Genomic DNA, 16,054 nt, shown 5'->3' with positions numbered 1-16,054 from the left:
CTTAGCGGACAAATGGTAAGTAACTGCCTATCATGAAAATCAGTTTACTATATAGCCTGTTAACTGGCCTATTGGTCAGCCTGAGCTTGTCGGCCCAACCCCGTTTTGGCATCAGAGCCAGTGTTCAAAACTGCTTTTTAACCTACCCGACCGTTCAAACCGGCACATCGTTTGGTACCCGTATTGGCTATGATGTGGGCGTTGTACTGGAGTGGCCATTGTCAACATCGTGGGCTATACAGCCGTCGTTGCTGTTAAGCAGTAAGGGCAGCACTTTCGCAGGCACAGTGAGTTACGGCACCACGGGGGTGGTTTTTGCGGCAAACAACACGGTGTTTCGTCCGCTGTATCTTCAGCTACCCGCGCTGCTGGTCTACCGCTTCCCAGTCACACCACGCTTTAAATTGCTGGTAGGGGCTGGACCTTATGGAGCGATCGGGGTAGGCGGTACTATGCTACGCGACGTCTTATACCAAAACTTTGAAGTAGCTATCACCTATGGCCCGAAGGGCACAGGAACGCAGTTTCGACGGTACGATTATGGTGTCAGCGCCCTGGCTGGCATTGAAGTGGGCAAATGCAACTTTACGCTTAACCTAAACGAGGGTTTAGCCAACACAACCAGTTTCATTGTGTCGACTGACATTCGTAACCGCACCATCGGTTTTTCGGCAGGCTTTTTGGTGGGGGCCGGAAGCGAGACGAAGCGCCTATCTACTACGACAAATAGCAACAGTCCTGCTCAATGCCCCGCCAGCAGTTCCAGGCTGCGCCAGACCAGGTCGCCCATGCTGCGGCTGGTGTCGAATAAGCGGGTTTGGTAATGGCGATCAAGGGCCTCGGCAAGCTGACGCACGTGACCGTCAGGGGCAATGGTGTCGAAGCGCATGGCCGCCATCAGGTCGCCGATACGGGTTTGCTCTACCCGTAGTCGTCCCGCCATTAAGGATCGTTCCTCAATCTGGTACTGCCGTACACTTTCGGGCGTCAGATACTCCGTTCCCAGCCTGATCATTGGCCCATTTTGCCGGTAATACTGCGGCATATACACCGATTTGCGCCCTTCGTACGACTGCTGATCAAAATCAATGGCCCGGATTCGGTAATACACCTCGTCGAAATCGGGCGTCACGTCGACCACAAAATTGCTCGAATGCATATCCCCCAACAGGCGCACAAAGCAGCGTTCGTTGAACTTGACAAACTCCTTGCAAAGCCGCACCGGGTTGCGGTCGGCATCATTCATTTGCTGCTCGAAAAACATGTCGCCCGGAATACCCGCAATGTGCTCTTCGATCAGGGTCTGTCCGCTGGTAAGGTAGCTGATGCGATTTGGCGACAGAATATGCTCTAATTCAAGGCCATACACCCGCGAGGCATCGGCGTTTTTGATGTAGAAATAGTCAAAGTTATCGTTGACCAAGTTTCGGACCCGCACCCGAAACGGTTGGGTATTGCCATAGCTGCACAGGTCTACCCGATCAATGGTGAGGTGGCCCGTCACCGACATATCGCCATCGGCTTTCAGGATGGCGTAAATCTGTTTCAACCCCAGCAGCATGTCGTTGGCCTCCGACGCGGGAAAATAAACCGTCTCCCAGAGCGTGTCGCGGTTGCGCTTATCGAACAGCGACGCCGAGTTGTCGTAGCGCAGCAAATCGCGGTACTGGATGGGCAGTTTGTGCTCTCGGTTATAGTGCGCCAGGTAATCGCGCAGGGGCTGCCGGATGGGGTAAACGAGCTTTTTGCGTGAAATGAGGGGCATGACAAGGCGCGGAAGGGTTTTGCAATTTTCAGTTGGGCAGGATAATCAAACTGTGTAGGTTTGCTACAGACAGGCTAATGCGATCCAAGCTACCTATGCATTTTGATGAAAACGGTTGGTTGCAACCATCTGGTTTATTACCTAACCGGCAAGAAACCGTTGAACAGCTATTTGTCACGAATAGTCATCGACAACGTTTATGGGATCAGTTTAAAGTATTAGTAAGCCGACTGGTTCAGCAGTCAATTCCTGTTCATGCCTTCTGGCTTGATGGTAGCTTTATCAGCACCAAAGAGAAGCCGAAAGACATTGATATTGTTATTTTCACCGAAGTCAATTTTCTAAATTCACAGTTTAGCCTTCTAGACGGATTGCGGAATCAGTTTGATGGCCTTGACGTTTTTTGGGCAAGTTCAAGTACAAAAGAAGATGAGTTGTCGGTAGCCATTACCAAGTTTGAAATACTGAAATGGGACTGGGTATTTGGTATGAACCGAGCAAAAAAAGCGAAGGGATACATCGTACTAACTGACTAAAGTTATGGAAATTGATGATCAGCAGGAGGTAGCCATTGTGACCACGATTCGGCTCATCCGCAAATTCAGTGAGTCAATAGTTGCGCTGGAAAAGATGGGAGCTACAGGTAGTGCCAATGAATCAATTCGCATGCGTGACCGACTAGTAGCTGAATTGAAACAACTGACTAATAAGGCAACAAATGCAGCTGTATTTGCCTAATACTCTTCTCTCCATTGCCCACTAAACTCCTCTTTGTTTGTAGCCGAAACCGGAAGCGTAGCCTGACCGCCGAACACGTTTTTGCTCATGAACCCCATTACGCTGTGCGGTCGGCAGGTACTGAGGCAGGAGCACGGACTAAGTTGACACCAGGGTTACTTGGCTGGGCCGACGTTGTTTTTGTGATGGAGATAAAACACCGCGATTGGATTCAACGACGCTACTCCGATCTAGTAGCCAACAAACCGCTGGTCAACCTGCTTGTCGCCGACAACTATGCCTGCATGGATGAAGAATTGGTGGATATACTCATTAGCCGCGTAACGACTTATCTCAGTGAACCATGATTGACACGAACAGACTATCAATCAGACCCTTAACACTGGACCAACTGCGCCTGCACCTGGCCGGGGGCACGGCACTGGAAGATGAGTTTGGCGCGTTGCCCGGTCACCGCGAAGTGGTCGAACCGTTATTGAGCATCCTGAAACATTTTACTATTCCCTTTCTCCAAAACCCCAACCGCCAACCCCTCTACGACACCATCTGGATTGCCCGCGACCGGACGCTGAACCAATTCGTAGCCGACGCTAAATTCAAAGGGGCACCCGACGAGGAGCAGACCGTCGAGATCGGCTACGGCACCTACCCTGCTTTTCAGCGGCGTGGCTACATGACCGAACTCGTGGGTGGGCTGGTGGCCTGGGCACTCAAACAATCCGGCGTGCGGCGCGTCACCGCCGAGACAGCCGTCACCAACACCGCCTCACAGGCCGTACTCCTCAACAACGGCTTCCATCCCTTTGCACAGGATGAGCACACGCGGTGGTGGGAGAGGGAACGATGATTTACGATGTACGATTTACGAATTACGATTGGTTGCTTTCGCGAGAATACCCCGGCGTCAGCCACTCGCGTCAGCAACCAATCATAATTCGTAAATCGTACATCGTAAATCAGCATCATGTACCCACTCTTCCTGCTTCTCGCTTTCCTCACCGGCGTTGCCATCTCTATTCAGGCGGGGGTCAACTCGAACCTGCGGCTAGGACTGAATAATCCGGTGCTGGCCGCGCTGATTTCATTTGGTACGGGCTTTGTTACCCTGATTATTCTGCACCTGGGTATGCGTGGTGGTCTGCCACCAACCAGTACACTTCGGTCATTGCCCTGGTGGAAATACACGGGGGGCGTAATCGGGGCAGTTTACGTGACCACCGTCATTCTGTCGGTGCCGCGCATCGGTACGGCCAACCTGGTTAGCCTGAGCGTAGCGGGGCAGTTGATTGCCGCCGTGGTGCTGGACCATTACGGTCTGCTAGGCTTTGTTCAACACCCCGCCAACGGCTGGCGACTGCTGGGTATCGGCCTTATTCTGGCGGGTGTTTGGCTGGTAGTAAAAAACTGATTGTCTCAATTTTACGTTTATTAGGTAGCGGTACAGCACGGGCTTAATCACCGCCAAACTCACATGAACTACCTTATTAACAGTACGTTAGCTATTGCCATTTTGGCTACTATTGCCTGTCAGACAAACACGTCGGCCAAAGAATCTGCCGCCCTTTATAGCCAGGGGCAAACCCCGCCCGGCGGTAAGACAGTCACCAAAACCGACGCCGAATGGAAAAAGCAACTCACACCTGATCAGTATGAGGTATTACGTAAGCACGGTACCGAACGCGCCGGCACTAGTCCGCTACTGAACGTACACGAAGACGGTACCTTCTATTGCGCCGGTTGCCACAACCCCCTGTTTTCGTACAAAACCAAATTTGAATCGGGCACGGGCTGGCCGAGCTTTTATGAGCCGATCAGTAAAAACGCCGTGAAAGTGGCTAAAGACAATAGCTATGGCATGGAACGCGACGAAGTGGTTTGCTCGGTCTGCAACGGCCACCTCGGCCATGTCTTCAATGACGGTCCCAAACCCACCGGTCTTCGCTACTGCATGAATGGCGTAGCGATGACGTTTGCGAAAAAATGAGTTCAATGTTTAACGTTTAACGTCTAAAGTTGGCTGATGCAAGAATACGCTTGCGTCAGCCAACTTTAGACGTTAAACGTTAAACATTGAACGCTAAAAAGCCCCCCCGCAAGCTGCGGGGGGGCTTTTTTATCAGTTTGGGCCGACTTTACGTTATCTTTGCTGACCACCTGCCATAGCAGGTACAGACTACCAAAACGTACATATGAGTATCCATAGAGAGCGGCTACGGGCTGTGCAGCGGGGTGTTAACTCGTTTCGGCAGCGTGCCCGGCACCGACGTGCGCAACTGGGCGCGGGCGTTTCGCGCATAATTGGCGAAGAACGCGTGAGTTCGTGGAAAGATGGCCTGATGGCTCGCCGCGAACAGTTCCGAACCTTTGTGCACCAATATATTGACCCTGAAAGCTGGTATTATCCGTTTCTGCGAGGTCTGGCCAAATACAGCCTGCTTTTCCTGCTGTTTCTGATCGGCTATGTGTTTGTGCTGCAAACCAACTTTCTCTACCTCACCGGCGCGCTGCCCAGCGTAGAAGACCTGCGTAACCCTAAGCTGAATCAGGCATCGGAGATTTATTCGCTGGACGGTAAGATGATTGCCCGTTTTTATGCCGAAAACCGTACGCCGATCAAGTACGAAAACATTCCGAAGCACTTAATTCAGGCGTTGATCGCCACCGAAGATGCCCGCTTTTATGACCACGGCGGCATCGACCCGCGCGCCATTGGCCGGGCGGCTTTTAGCCTGGGGCGCGACGGCGGGGGCTCCACCATCACGCAGCAGCTGGCCAAAAACCTGTTCAAAACCCGCCGCCGCACCAACGACGGTTTTTTGAATCGTATTCCTGGCATACGCAAGGTGATCTACAAGTCGAAGGAGTGGCTGATGGCTATCACGCTGGAACGGAATTTCACCAAAGAAGAAATCCTTACCTACTACTTCAACACCGTCGATTTTGGGTCGAACTCGTTTGGGCTGAAGACTGCCGCCCGTACGTTTTTCGACAAAGCCCCCGACAGCCTGAACGTGCAGGAAGGGGCCGTGCTGGTGGGACTACAAAAAGCCACGACGTACTATAACCCGCTGAAAAACCCCCAGAATTCGCTCAAAAGGCGCAATACGGTGATTCAGCAGATGGCCAAATACAAGTACCTTACCAAAACGCAGGCCGACTCGATCAGCGATCTTCCCCTCAAGACCGACTACACACCCGAAAATCCGTATGCGGGTCCGGCCAGTTACCTCAAAAATGCCGTGGTTGATTTCGTGACCGAATGGGGCAATAAAAACGGCTATAACCTGTATACCGACGGGCTTAAGATTCACACGACCATCGACTCGCGAATGCAGCAATATGCGGAAGAAGCGACCGCCGAGAAGATGAAACGCCTGCAGAAAACCTTCGACAGCCATTGGAAAGGCCGCAACCCCTGGACCGACGAAGACGGCAACGAACTCCCCGGCTTTATTGACTCGGTTGCCCGGCGTACGGAACGGTACAAGAGCCTGGTAAAACGATTCCAGATCTACCCCGATTCGGTCGATTATTACATGAAGGTCAAAAAGCAGCCCATGAAAGTCTTCGACTGGAATGGCAAGGAAAACGCCCGCAAGACCAGCATGACCCCCTATGATTCCATTGCCTACTACAAACGCTTTTTGCAGGCGGGCATGGTGGCCATGGATCCCCACACGGGCTTCATCCGGGCGTGGGTGGGTGGCCTCGACTACGACTACTTCAAATATGACCACGTGAAGCAGGGTCGCCGCCAGCCGGGGTCTACATTCAAGCCGTTTGTCTATGCCACAGCTATCGACGACACGGCCTTCAATATGACCCCCTGCGACCGGATCCGCGACAAGCCGTTCCGCAAACCATATCGCGAAAACGGCGAAGACAAGGTCTGGGAGCCTAAAAATTCAGGCGGCGGCTTTACCTATTCCAACATGACCCTGCGCCGGGCATTGGCCCGGTCGGTCAACTCCATCACGGCCCAGCTTACCGATATGGTTGGCCCGGAGCGCGTGGCCGAATACGCGCATAAACTGGGCATTAACAGCAAACTGGAGGCCGTACCGTCTATCGGGCTAGGCTCGTCAGACGTGTCGTTATATGAGTTGGTATCAGCCTATTGTTCATTTGTCAATGAAGGGCAGTACACCAAACCAATGCTGATTCAGCGCATTGAAGATCGGGATGGCAAAGAAATTGAGTCGTTCAAACCCGAACGCCGGCCCGCGATCCGGCCCGAATCGGCTTATCTGATGCTCTATATGTTGCAGGGTGGCTTGCAGGAGCGCGGCGGCACGTCGCAAAACCTGTGGTCGTTTGATCTCTTCAAGCACAACCACCAGATGGGTGGCAAAACCGGCACCACATCCAACAACTCCGACGGCTGGTTTGTGGGCGTTTCCGACAAATTGGTAGTGGGTGCCTGGGTAGGTGGCGACGACCGCAGCATTCACTTCCGGTCTACAGACATGGGCGAAGGCGCCAAGACGGCGCTGCCCCTGGTAGGTGGTTTCCTGGAAAAAGTGTATGCCGACCCCAAATTCCGCGATCTGCAGGGGCCGTTCCCCAAAGCCACCGTCGACATTCAGAAACAGTATGATGACTGTGTCTACGAAGATGATGGCTATGGTGATGAAAGCATCGAATCGGATTCAACCAGTACTGATGGCGGCAGCGGCGGAACCGATTCGCTCAACGTACCCCCACCGGTAGCCATTCCCGAACCAACCGATACCACCGGCAGGCAGAGGCCATAGGGTAAGAAAGGAGGTTTAACGTTAAAGGTCCAATGTTTAATGTTCGTTGCCGCTGTTCTTTACCATGAGCAAAAACGAACTTTAAACGTTAGACTTTAAACGTTAAACTTATTTCTCTACCCTATGGAAACCTACGCAGATGACCCCAGCGAATTGAAAGATGTACCCACGGGCATGGAAACAGACCCCGAAGCCGATGAGCAGGTGATTGATCAAACGGACGACGGCCTTACCAACGACCAGCCCGCCGAAGTAAATCCGTCGGGTATTGAAAAGCCAAAAGCAGGCGAAGAAACGGCCATTGACGACCTGGCCAATGCTCTTGCACACGCCATTGATGGCAGTGGGATGGGCCTGGCGGGTGCGCCGCCCGTGGCTCCGAGTGTGGGTACTCCTCAGAAAATAGCGACCGAAGGCACAACCGGGGCCGGGCTTACCGATGAGGAGAAGTAGTGAACAAAGGAATGAATAGTGCATCATGCATTATTCATTCCTTCCCACAACAGCCACCGTTGCCTTCCGGCGTTCATAAATGCGGCGACGGAGCGCTTCTACGGGCTCGCCCACGAAATGATTTAGCCCTAGTGCCAGCACCAGTGAGATAGCCAGCGTGAGGAGGTTGGTGTATTCGCCACCCACCTGGTAGGCCCGCAACGTCTCGAAAACGATGTAATGCACAATGTAGAGCGGGTACGACAAATCGCCGATGCGCTGGTCGAGGCGGTTGTTTTTGCCGTGGATGAACAATACCGGTATGCAGGCTGCAATGGTTAGCGTAAACAACGTAGACATAGCAATGGGCGGTACGCCAAGCCGGTTGGCCACCTGAAAGATTCCGCCGAAAAACAGGGTGAAACTGAGTGTTCCATACAAACACAACTGCCTCACCCACAACGGTATAACTTTTTTGCGTAACACCCGGTACGCTTTATAGCCCAACGCACCGAGCATGAAAAACGCAATTTCGGTGGGGAAAAACCGGTACTGCCAGGCCAGGCCCGTGAGTCCATAATGGCGGCGCAGATATACCCGCAGAGCCGTAGCCAGTACCACAATCAGGATCAGCAGCCAGCTTTTTCGACGAACCAAAAACGGGGCCATCAGGTAGAACGTGATCTCCAGCCCGATGGTCCAGCCCTGATGCACCAAGAGAAAATTGTTGAGGTTGACGGGTGCCGTCGAAAAGTCGCGGGTAAAGATCAGGGCATGCGTGGTGGGGTCGAGGGTCATGAAACTGACCCAGTCCTGCCCCACCATGGCGGCATTGGCCGTGGCCAGAAACGCCTTCGTGCCTACTGATAGTTGATCGCCATAGGTGCGCACGGCCTGCACAAACTCGAGACGTATATCGCCCAGCGTCAGCCACATAACCAGCGCAACCACGCCAATAATGGCCAGCGTAGCGTAGTAAATGGGCAGCAGCCGCAACAGCCGGTTGGTCAGAAATAGCCGGTACACCTGTCCCGCACGTAGTTGACCTGCGCCCGTTTTCGACGAAACAATGTATTTTTCGTTGAGGATCAGGGCCATGTAGAACCCTGAAATAATATAGAATGCCTGCACGGCCAGGTTACCGCCAATGGTAGGAAACCCGCGCATGGGTCCGGCATGAACAAAAACCACCGCCGCCGCCAGCAGTACACGTAAAAGACCCATTCAGGAGAGAGATTTATGTTTTTTTGACAGGATTTCAGGATTTGCAGGATGAACAGGATTTCTTTTTATCCAGAGGCAGGCATACCAGCGAACAAAGAAATCCTGTTCATCCTGCAAATCCTGAAATCCTGTCAAAAAAACCTCTACGCCATCTCTTTGTACTGCATCCGGTAGAGGTTGGCGTAGAACCCTTCCAGTTGCAGGAGTTGTTCGTGAGTGCCCTGCTCCTTGATTTCGCCCCGGTCTACAACCATGATCTGGTTGGCTTTCTGGATGGTGCTCAGGCGGTGGGCAATCACGATGGCCGTACGCCCGCGCATGAGTTTGCTGATGGCCTCCTGAATCAGTTCTTCCGTTTCGGTATCGACCGACGACGTGGCCTCGTCGAGCACGATGATGCGGGGGTTCTGCACCATGGCCCGCACAAACGAAATCAACTGCCGCTGCCCTACCGAGAGCGTAGCCCCGCGTTCCTGCACGTTGTAATCATACCCGCCAGGCAACCGCATGATAAACTCGTGAACGCCCACCAGCTTGGCCGCCTCGATAATCTGTTCGCGGCTGATGGTCGGGTCGCCGAGGGTGATGTTGCGCTCGATGGTTTCAGAAAAAAGAAACACGTCCTGCAAGACCACACCGATGTGGCGGCGCAGGGATTTGAGGTCATATTCTTCCACGTTCACACCATCAATCTGGATCGTGCCTTTGTTAATGTCGTAAAATCGGCTTAACAGGTTGATAATGGATGACTTACCCGCGCCCGTTGCGCCCACAAAGGCTACCGTTTCACCCGCCTTCACCTCAAACGATACGTCTTTCAGCACATAGTTTTCGTCGTTATAGGCAAACCAGACGTTGCGAAACGACACGTCGCCGCGCAGGTTGGCGGGGGCGTGGGTGCCGTTGTTGACGGTGTATTCGTCACTGTCGAGGAGCTTGATGATCCGGTCGGCGCTGACGATGCCCATTTGCAGCGTGTTGAACCGGTCGGCCAGCATACGGATGGGCCGGAAAAAGAGGTTGATAAACATCACGAACGCGGTAACGGTGCCAAACGAAATCTGTTCGTTCAGAATCTGCCGTGCTCCATACCACACCACCAGCCCCGTACCCGCCGCCGCCAGGATATCGGCCACCGGAAAGTAGATAGAATAGTACCAGATCGACCGGATGTTGGCCTTGCGGTGCACGTCGTTGATGACGCGGAATTTTTCGGCCTCAATTTTTTCGCTGCTGAAAATCTGGACAATGTTCATGCCCGAAATGTGTTCCTGCACAAAGGCGTTGAGGTTGGCCACCGCCGTGCGCACCTCGTTGAACGATGCCTTGATTTTCTCTTTGAACACATACGTACTCAGCAACATCAGCGGCACCATCGACAAACTGATGAGCGCCAGCCGCCAGTCGGTGTAGAACATTACGCCGATGATGAGGATCAGTTGCAGCAGGTCGCCCGCAATGGCTGCCATGCCTTCGCTGAATACGTCGGCCAGGGTTTCAATGTCGGAAATGGTGCGCGTCACTAGCCGACCGATGGGCGTATTGTCGAAAAATTTGAGGCGCAGGCTCAGTATTTTGTCGTAAAGCTGCACCCGCACGTCGCGGATCACGTGCTGCCCCAGCCAGCCCGACAGGTAGGTGTTGGCAAACTGCACCCCTGCCTGAATCACCAGTACACCCACCATCACCGAAAGCATCATGACCAGTCCGCCGTAATTAGCTCCGGCAATGTCATTATCAATGGTTTGACGAATAAGCAGCGGGGTGATAGGTGCCAGCGCGGCACCCAGCAGAATCACGCCCACCAACCCATAAAAACGCCCCTGGTAGGGCCGTACAAAGTCATACAAACGCTTGAGAATGGCAATATCGAAGACCTGGCCGGAAGCTGGTCCGCCGCTTTTTTGTTCGTCGCTCACGGGGTAAGATTTTCGCCCATTTTCGGCGATTGTTCGGGAGAGTAACAGTTATTTGGCGTTATAAAGTTTTACCGAACTGAATATGGAATGGATCATGAGTGCCTGCGTGGGCGTTGGCCTGGCAGCTTGTTGCGGTTTCCGCATTTTTGTACCCATGCTCGTGGCAGCAGCGGCAACCCACTTTGGCCTTATTGGTACTATGCCCGGTTTCGAATGGCTCGGTAGCTGGACAGCCATCATTGGCCTGAGCATTGCTACATCGGTTGAATTGGTGGCCTACTACATTCCCTGGGTCGATAATATACTCGACGCCATCGCCATGCCCGTTTCGGTAATAGCGGGCACGTTGCTGTCAACGTCGTTTCTACGCGTCGATGATAGCATGGTGCGCTGGTGTATGGGCCTGATGTTGGGTGGTGGCTCGGCAGGAATTGTGCAGGCGGGCACCAGTTTGTTGCGACTAGGATCTACCGCCACCACCGGCGGACTGGCCAACCCCGTGGTGGCTACGAGCGAAAACGCTGCCTCGCTGGGGCTGTCTGTGCTGATGGTCTTTCTGCCGCTGGTTGCCTTTGCAGCGGTACTGTGTATTGTGCTGTTTTTTGCTTTCCGCCTACTGGGTCGCCGCCGACTGAGTTTCACCAAAGCCGACGTACCCCTCACGCCCCCCGCCCCACTGGCTCCACCCCCACCCTCGCTGCCCGAAGACGAGAGGTAGAAGGATTGGGCTGGGGTGCGATGTCTCGGCCCCAACGTACCACGGACTTTAGTCCGTAAGAAACAGAATACATACGGACTAAAGTCCGTGGTACGTTGGGGCCGAGACATCGCACCCCAGCCCAAATCCCAGTAACCTTTACACCCGGCACGCAGTTAGGTCTGGTATGGAAAACAAACCCGACAACTACGACGCTGGCATTGACCAGAATCAGGGTGTTGTGGGCACGATGGCCCGCAACCAGGAACGCTCAGATGCCACCGACAGCGATGACCGCGTAAGCCGCCTGGACCCTAACGTGGTGACAGGCCAAACCGCCCCTCAGCCCGACGATGAGAACGCTGCCGAAGCGAATGATGACATGGGTGAGCGCACCTATATGAGCGATGAAGAAGCCTCAGAGGGTGGTGTAACTGCACAAGACGATACTAAGAAGTGATAGTATTATGTAGGGAAAATACTCTCTAGAAAAAATTCTATTTTCTTGCTTCTGTAAAGCCGCCGAAAACCTTGTATACAGGCTGTATGGCGGCTTTTTTGTGGATTCATTAATCTCTCAAAACTTGGTTACATACTATATCCCGTAGGATAATTCGCAGAACAACCATTTGTCAACCGCCACATAATCAGGTATTTTTGCATAATGATTTTTGGACTACGGCGTTACTTATGAGCGCCGTAACTAGTCTTAGTCTATCAACAAATACCTCTCGATCTTGATAAAATCTGTCGGATTCTCTGCCCTGATTGCACTGGCCAAACCAGCTAGTGCCGCCGCGCCCATCGAGGCCAATTTTGAACTCGATACCACGCACAAGGCTGGTAGCCCGCTGGCTATTTCACAGAAATTAAATACCCCTCTGCTGCTCAACGCCGACACTACCCGGCGGTTTGTGCCCATTTATTTTTGCGGCGAAGCCGTACCCATCGACAATGCTTCGGTGTCCCGGCAGTGGATGCGGAACCTGATGCAATGCCAGGCCGAGCGCGAAGAATTGTACGCTATCCGGAAACGGGCTGCTGTGTTTTTTCCGGTGATTGACCCCATTCTGCGGCGGTTCAACATCCCCCCCGATTTCCGATACATCCCCCTGGCCGAAAGTGCACTCATCAACAATTGTGTATCACCCAAGGGCGCGTCGGGCTACTGGCAGCTCATGCCCGAAACCGCCCGTGAATTGGGGCTGATCGTTAATGATGAGGTGGATGAGCGCTATGAACTGCCAAAAGCCACGGTGGCCGTCTGTCGGCTGCTCCGCGATCTGTACCATGAGTTAGGTTCCTGGACGCTGGTGGCAGCAGCCTACAACAGCGGGCTGGGTCATGTACAGAGCCGGATGTTGCAACAGCGGCAGAGCAGCTATTTTAACCTGAAGCTCTATCGCGAAACCAGCCAATACCTCTACCGGGTGCTGGCTTACAAAGAGTTACTGACCAATCCACAGCAGTACCGGTTGCTCCTGTCGTCGGCGGTGCTTGGGTTCCTGACCCGTCCCCTGCCGGCCCACCTGCAACCTCTGCCTGGCACCCGCAAACGGCCTGCTTCGGCGGTGGCGGTGGGCACCGATACCGAACTGGCCGACATTGAGAATATCGACCCGGCCTGGGGACCCCAAACGGGCGATTCCTTTCTGGACGCCCCTACCCTGGCCGAAATTCTGCTGGCCGGTGTCAATTATGCCAGTATCCTTCCTGCTAACGATGGCAACCGTCCTACTGACCTGACCAACGAGCAGAAAGGGCAACCCATCCCGAAACTGCTCGGCCTGATGGTGCTGCGGTTCCGTCGGCCCCGGTTCCTGCGGCAAACGCCCGGCACCGGCAGCCGCCCCCGCCATCGCTGGGAGTGGGTTTAGGGTAGTTCAAGGTTTAAAGTCTAAAGTCCAAGGTTGGCTGACGCATGTACTCTTGCGTTAGCCAACCTTGGACTTTAGACTTTAAACCTTGAACTACCCTAAACCTTAGACCCCTTTTTCCGTTAATTTTGGGGGTTGTTGATCTACAGAAGCATCCTAATCTATTATGGCAGAATTAATCCGTATGCCCAAAATGAGCGACACCATGACCGAAGGGGTGATCGCTGAATGGCATAAGAAAGTAGGCGATACCGTCAAGTCGGGCGATGTGCTGGCTGAAGTCGAAACCGACAAAGCTACCATGGACCTGGAGGCCTATGACGAAGGTACCCTGCTCTATATCGGCGTTGAAAAAGGGCAGGCCGTGCCCATAGACGGGGTTATTGCCGTTATTGGTCAGCAGGGCGAAGATTTCCAGGCACTGTTGAATGGTAACACGGGCGGCAGCGCCGAGGTAAAACCCACTACCGCTCCACCCGCCAACAGCCCCGCGCCCGCTGCCGCCGATACGAAGCAGGTGAATACCAGTATGCGCGACGCCGAAGTGATCTCTGCCGCCCCCGCCGCCGATGCCGGCAATGCCACCGTGATCCGTATGCCCAAGATGAGCGACACCATGACGGAGGGCACCATTGTGGCGTGGCACAAAAAAGAAGGTGACGCCGTAAAATCGGGTGATGTGCTGGCCGAAGTCGAGACCGACAAAGCCACCATGGACCTGGAAGCCTACGAAGAAGGCACGTTATTATACATTGGCGTGAAAGAAGGCGAAGCCGTTGCCGTTGATGCCGTTATTGCCGTAGTCGGCGAAAAAGGGGCCAATTTCAAAGTACTGCTTGACGGAAAAGGGGGTGGTGATGCCGCATCTTCTGCCCCGGCTCCCGCCTCAGCACCGGCTTCGGGTCCTGCTAATGAATCTGGATCTGCCTCCGGTAACGACACAGCCGAACAAAATCCGCAGGCAGACGTACCCGCCAATGCCGCCACGGACTTGTCGTACGCGGGTGCCTCTGAAAACGGTCACGATGCCAACGGTCGCCTGAAAGCCTCACCCCTAGCCAAGGCCATTGCCGACCAGAAGGGTATCGACCTGAAGCAGATTCACGGCACCGGCCCCGAAGGTCGCATCGTAAAAGCCGACGTTGAATCGTTCAATCCCCAAACGGCACCACAGGCCAAACCGGCTGCTCCCGCGCAACCCGCCGCGCCAGCACCTGCCGCTCCGGCACCGCAACCGGCCCAAAGCGCCCCTGCTCCGGCTATTCCGCCCGTACAACCTACACCGGTGGCCGCTGGCGACTACGAAGACATTCCGCTCACGCAGATGCGCAAGACTATTGCCCGTCGACTGAGCGAAAGCCTGTTTACCGCGCCCCATTTCTACCTCACCATGGAAATCACCATGGACAAGGCGATGGCCCTGCGCGGACAGGTCAACGCGGCGTCGCCGGTCAAGATTTCGTTCAACGATTTTGTGATCAAAGCGGCCGCCCTGGCCCTGAAACAGCACCCCAACGTGAACTCGTCGTGGCTGGGCGACAAGATTAGGAAGTACAACTACGTGAATATCGGCGTGGCCGTAGCCGTAGATGAAGGCCTGCTGGTACCCGTGGTGCGCAACGCCGACCACAAAACGCTCTCGACCATTGCGGGCGAGGTGAAAGAGATGGCGGGTAAGGCTAAGGACAAGAAGCTGCAACCCAAAGACTGGGAAGGCAGCACGTTCTCGATTTCCAACCTCGGCATGTTCGGTATCGACCAGTTTACGGCCATCATCAACCCACCCGACGCCTGTATTCTGGCGGTAGGGGCCATTAAACAAAGCGTGGCCTTCGAAGGCGAAATCCCCAAGCCCGTCAACATCATGAAGGTGACGCTCTCCTGCGATCACCGCGTGGTAGACGGTGCCACCGGCGCGGCCTTCCTTCAAACGTTCAAAGGCTTCCTGGAAGACCCCATGAAAATGCTGGTGTAGAGGCGAGTGCAAGACATAAACGTCAACGTTTTAGGGGCTTTGCTCAGCACAGGTTTGTGCCGGGCAAAGCCCCTGATTGTTAGCGCGCTGGCTATGCATAACGATCACCGTTACGGGGTTGTCTGTTGCTGTACGACCTCACCAGATGCAAAAAAATCGCACCCAGGTTGTCCAATTTGGGCTGACTCAGTCATTGGTAGGGTGAAACCAACACGGACTGATTATGACAACGAATCAACGTACAGCGAAAAAAAGCAAACACATTGGCTACTGGGTCGTAACCGGCCTGCTGCTTTTCGGAATGGTAGCGGGCGGTATTGCTCAGATTAGCCATGTTAGAGTTAACGTCGATGGTATGATCCGCCTGGGGTACCCGCTCTACACAATGAGGCTGCTGGGCATCTGGAAGCTAGCCGGTGCAGTGGTCCTTATCATACCTGGCTACGGCCTGGTGAAGGAGTGGGCCTATGCCGGTTTCTTTTTCCTGCTGACCGGGGCCGTCATGTCGCATATTGCGTCCGGCGATGCCTTTTTTCAGTGGGTAGCTCCACTCACCTTTGCCATCCTGACCGTAATATCGTGGTATTTGCGGCCCGCCAACCGTAGATTAGCCAGCACGACCGATACCCCCAGCGCGTCTTTCCAGGCCACAGAACCCCAATCTATCTAATTG

Annotated in this window: 17 protein-coding genes; 14 read left to right on the top strand and 3 right to left on the bottom strand. The window is 54.0% G+C overall.

Translation table 11 applies throughout. From position 1 onward, the window contains the following. Positions 1 to 32 precede the first annotated feature (32 nt). Positions 33 to 824, top strand: coding sequence for a porin family protein (locus J2I47_RS01750; RefSeq protein ID WP_207362823.1), 792 nt, complete (start codon positions 33 to 35; stop codon positions 822 to 824). Here the strand turns inward: J2I47_RS01750 and J2I47_RS01745 are convergent. Next, a complete protein-coding gene (locus tag J2I47_RS01745; RefSeq protein ID WP_207362822.1) occupies positions 743 to 1,765 on the bottom strand; it encodes a hypothetical protein in 1,023 nt (340 codons plus the stop codon). The two genes, J2I47_RS01750 and J2I47_RS01745, sit on opposite strands and share 82 nt — an antisense overlap. A 95-nt stretch (positions 1,766 to 1,860) precedes the next feature. Between J2I47_RS01745 and J2I47_RS01740 the strand changes: the two genes are divergently transcribed. From J2I47_RS01740 to J2I47_RS01705, 8 genes are all read left to right on the top strand, one after another. Next, positions 1,861 to 2,301 carry a DUF6932 family protein gene (locus J2I47_RS01740; RefSeq protein WP_207362821.1) on the top strand — a complete coding sequence of 147 codons (441 nt, stop codon included), beginning with the start codon at positions 1,861 to 1,863 and terminating at the stop codon, positions 2,299 to 2,301. A gap of 4 nt (positions 2,302 to 2,305) precedes the next feature. Further along, positions 2,306 to 2,503, top strand: a complete 198-nt coding sequence (locus tag J2I47_RS01735; protein WP_207362820.1) for a hypothetical protein — start codon at positions 2,306 to 2,308, stop codon at positions 2,501 to 2,503. A 14-nt stretch (positions 2,504 to 2,517) separates the two neighbouring features. Beyond that, the gene (locus tag J2I47_RS01730; protein ID WP_207362819.1) at positions 2,518 to 2,850 is read left to right on the top strand and encodes a low molecular weight protein tyrosine phosphatase family protein; all 333 of its coding nucleotides are present in this window, start codon (positions 2,518 to 2,520) and stop codon (positions 2,848 to 2,850) included. Next, positions 2,847 to 3,350: a GNAT family N-acetyltransferase gene (locus J2I47_RS01725; RefSeq protein ID WP_207362818.1), complete on the top strand. Its 504-nt coding sequence runs from the start codon at positions 2,847 to 2,849 to the stop codon at positions 3,348 to 3,350. The genes J2I47_RS01730 and J2I47_RS01725 overlap by 4 nt, the downstream gene beginning before the upstream one ends. A 117-nt stretch (positions 3,351 to 3,467) precedes the next feature. Then, entirely contained in the window at positions 3,468 to 3,911 is a 444-nt protein-coding gene (locus tag J2I47_RS01720; RefSeq protein ID WP_207362817.1) for a DMT family transporter, read from the top strand. Between the two features lie 63 nt (positions 3,912 to 3,974). After that, positions 3,975 to 4,487 carry a peptide-methionine (R)-S-oxide reductase MsrB gene (gene msrB / locus J2I47_RS01715; protein WP_207362816.1) on the top strand — a complete coding sequence of 171 codons (513 nt, stop codon included), beginning with the start codon at positions 3,975 to 3,977 and terminating at the stop codon, positions 4,485 to 4,487. A 205-nt stretch (positions 4,488 to 4,692) separates the two neighbouring features. Next, a complete protein-coding gene (locus J2I47_RS01710) occupies positions 4,693 to 7,257 on the top strand; it encodes a penicillin-binding protein 1A (RefSeq protein WP_207362815.1) in 2,565 nt (854 codons plus the stop codon). Between the two features lie 123 nt (positions 7,258 to 7,380). After that, positions 7,381 to 7,710, top strand: a complete 330-nt coding sequence (locus J2I47_RS01705) for a hypothetical protein (RefSeq protein ID WP_207362814.1) — start codon at positions 7,381 to 7,383, stop codon at positions 7,708 to 7,710. Between the two features lie 30 nt (positions 7,711 to 7,740). Here J2I47_RS01705 and J2I47_RS01700 read toward each other — a convergent pair whose 3' ends face one another. Together J2I47_RS01700 and J2I47_RS01695 are read right to left on the bottom strand one after the other, a co-directional pair. Beyond that, positions 7,741 to 8,913, bottom strand: a complete 1,173-nt coding sequence (locus tag J2I47_RS01700; protein WP_207362813.1) for an acyltransferase family protein — start codon at positions 8,911 to 8,913, stop codon at positions 7,741 to 7,743. Positions 8,914 to 9,056: 143 nt separating this feature from the next. Beyond that, on the bottom strand, positions 9,057 to 10,832 hold the full coding sequence (locus J2I47_RS01695; RefSeq protein WP_207362812.1) for an ABC transporter ATP-binding protein: 1,776 nt from the start codon (positions 10,830 to 10,832) through the stop codon (positions 9,057 to 9,059). Between the two features lie 82 nt (positions 10,833 to 10,914). Here J2I47_RS01695 and J2I47_RS01690 point away from each other — a divergent pair, with 82 nt between their 5' ends. From J2I47_RS01690 to J2I47_RS01670, 5 genes are all read left to right on the top strand, one after another. Continuing rightward, the gene (locus J2I47_RS01690) at positions 10,915 to 11,550 is read left to right on the top strand and encodes a DUF4126 domain-containing protein (RefSeq protein ID WP_229374203.1); all 636 of its coding nucleotides are present in this window, start codon (positions 10,915 to 10,917) and stop codon (positions 11,548 to 11,550) included. Positions 11,551 to 11,716: 166 nt separating this feature from the next. Continuing rightward, the gene (locus tag J2I47_RS01685; protein ID WP_207362811.1) at positions 11,717 to 11,989 is read left to right on the top strand and encodes a hypothetical protein; all 273 of its coding nucleotides are present in this window, start codon (positions 11,717 to 11,719) and stop codon (positions 11,987 to 11,989) included. A gap of 277 nt (positions 11,990 to 12,266) precedes the next feature. Beyond that, on the top strand, positions 12,267 to 13,406 hold the full coding sequence (locus tag J2I47_RS01680) for a lytic transglycosylase domain-containing protein (protein ID WP_207362810.1): 1,140 nt from the start codon (positions 12,267 to 12,269) through the stop codon (positions 13,404 to 13,406). A 166-nt stretch (positions 13,407 to 13,572) separates the two neighbouring features. Next, complete coding sequence (locus J2I47_RS01675; protein WP_207362809.1) at positions 13,573 to 15,381, top strand: pyruvate dehydrogenase complex dihydrolipoamide acetyltransferase; 1,809 nt, start codon at positions 13,573 to 13,575, stop codon at positions 15,379 to 15,381. A gap of 223 nt (positions 15,382 to 15,604) precedes the next feature. Beyond that, positions 15,605 to 16,051 (top strand): DoxX family protein, encoded by a 447-nt coding sequence (locus J2I47_RS01670; RefSeq protein WP_207362808.1) that lies wholly within the window; start codon positions 15,605 to 15,607, stop codon positions 16,049 to 16,051. Positions 16,052 to 16,054 lie beyond the last annotated feature (3 nt).

It is taken from the genome of Fibrella rubiginis, assembly GCF_017353185.1.
GTDB classification, from domain to species: Bacteria; Bacteroidota; Bacteroidia; order Cytophagales; family Spirosomataceae; genus Fibrella; species Fibrella rubiginis.
Note: the sequence above shows the minus strand (reverse complement) of the source record. Positions and strands in the feature narration are given on the sequence as shown.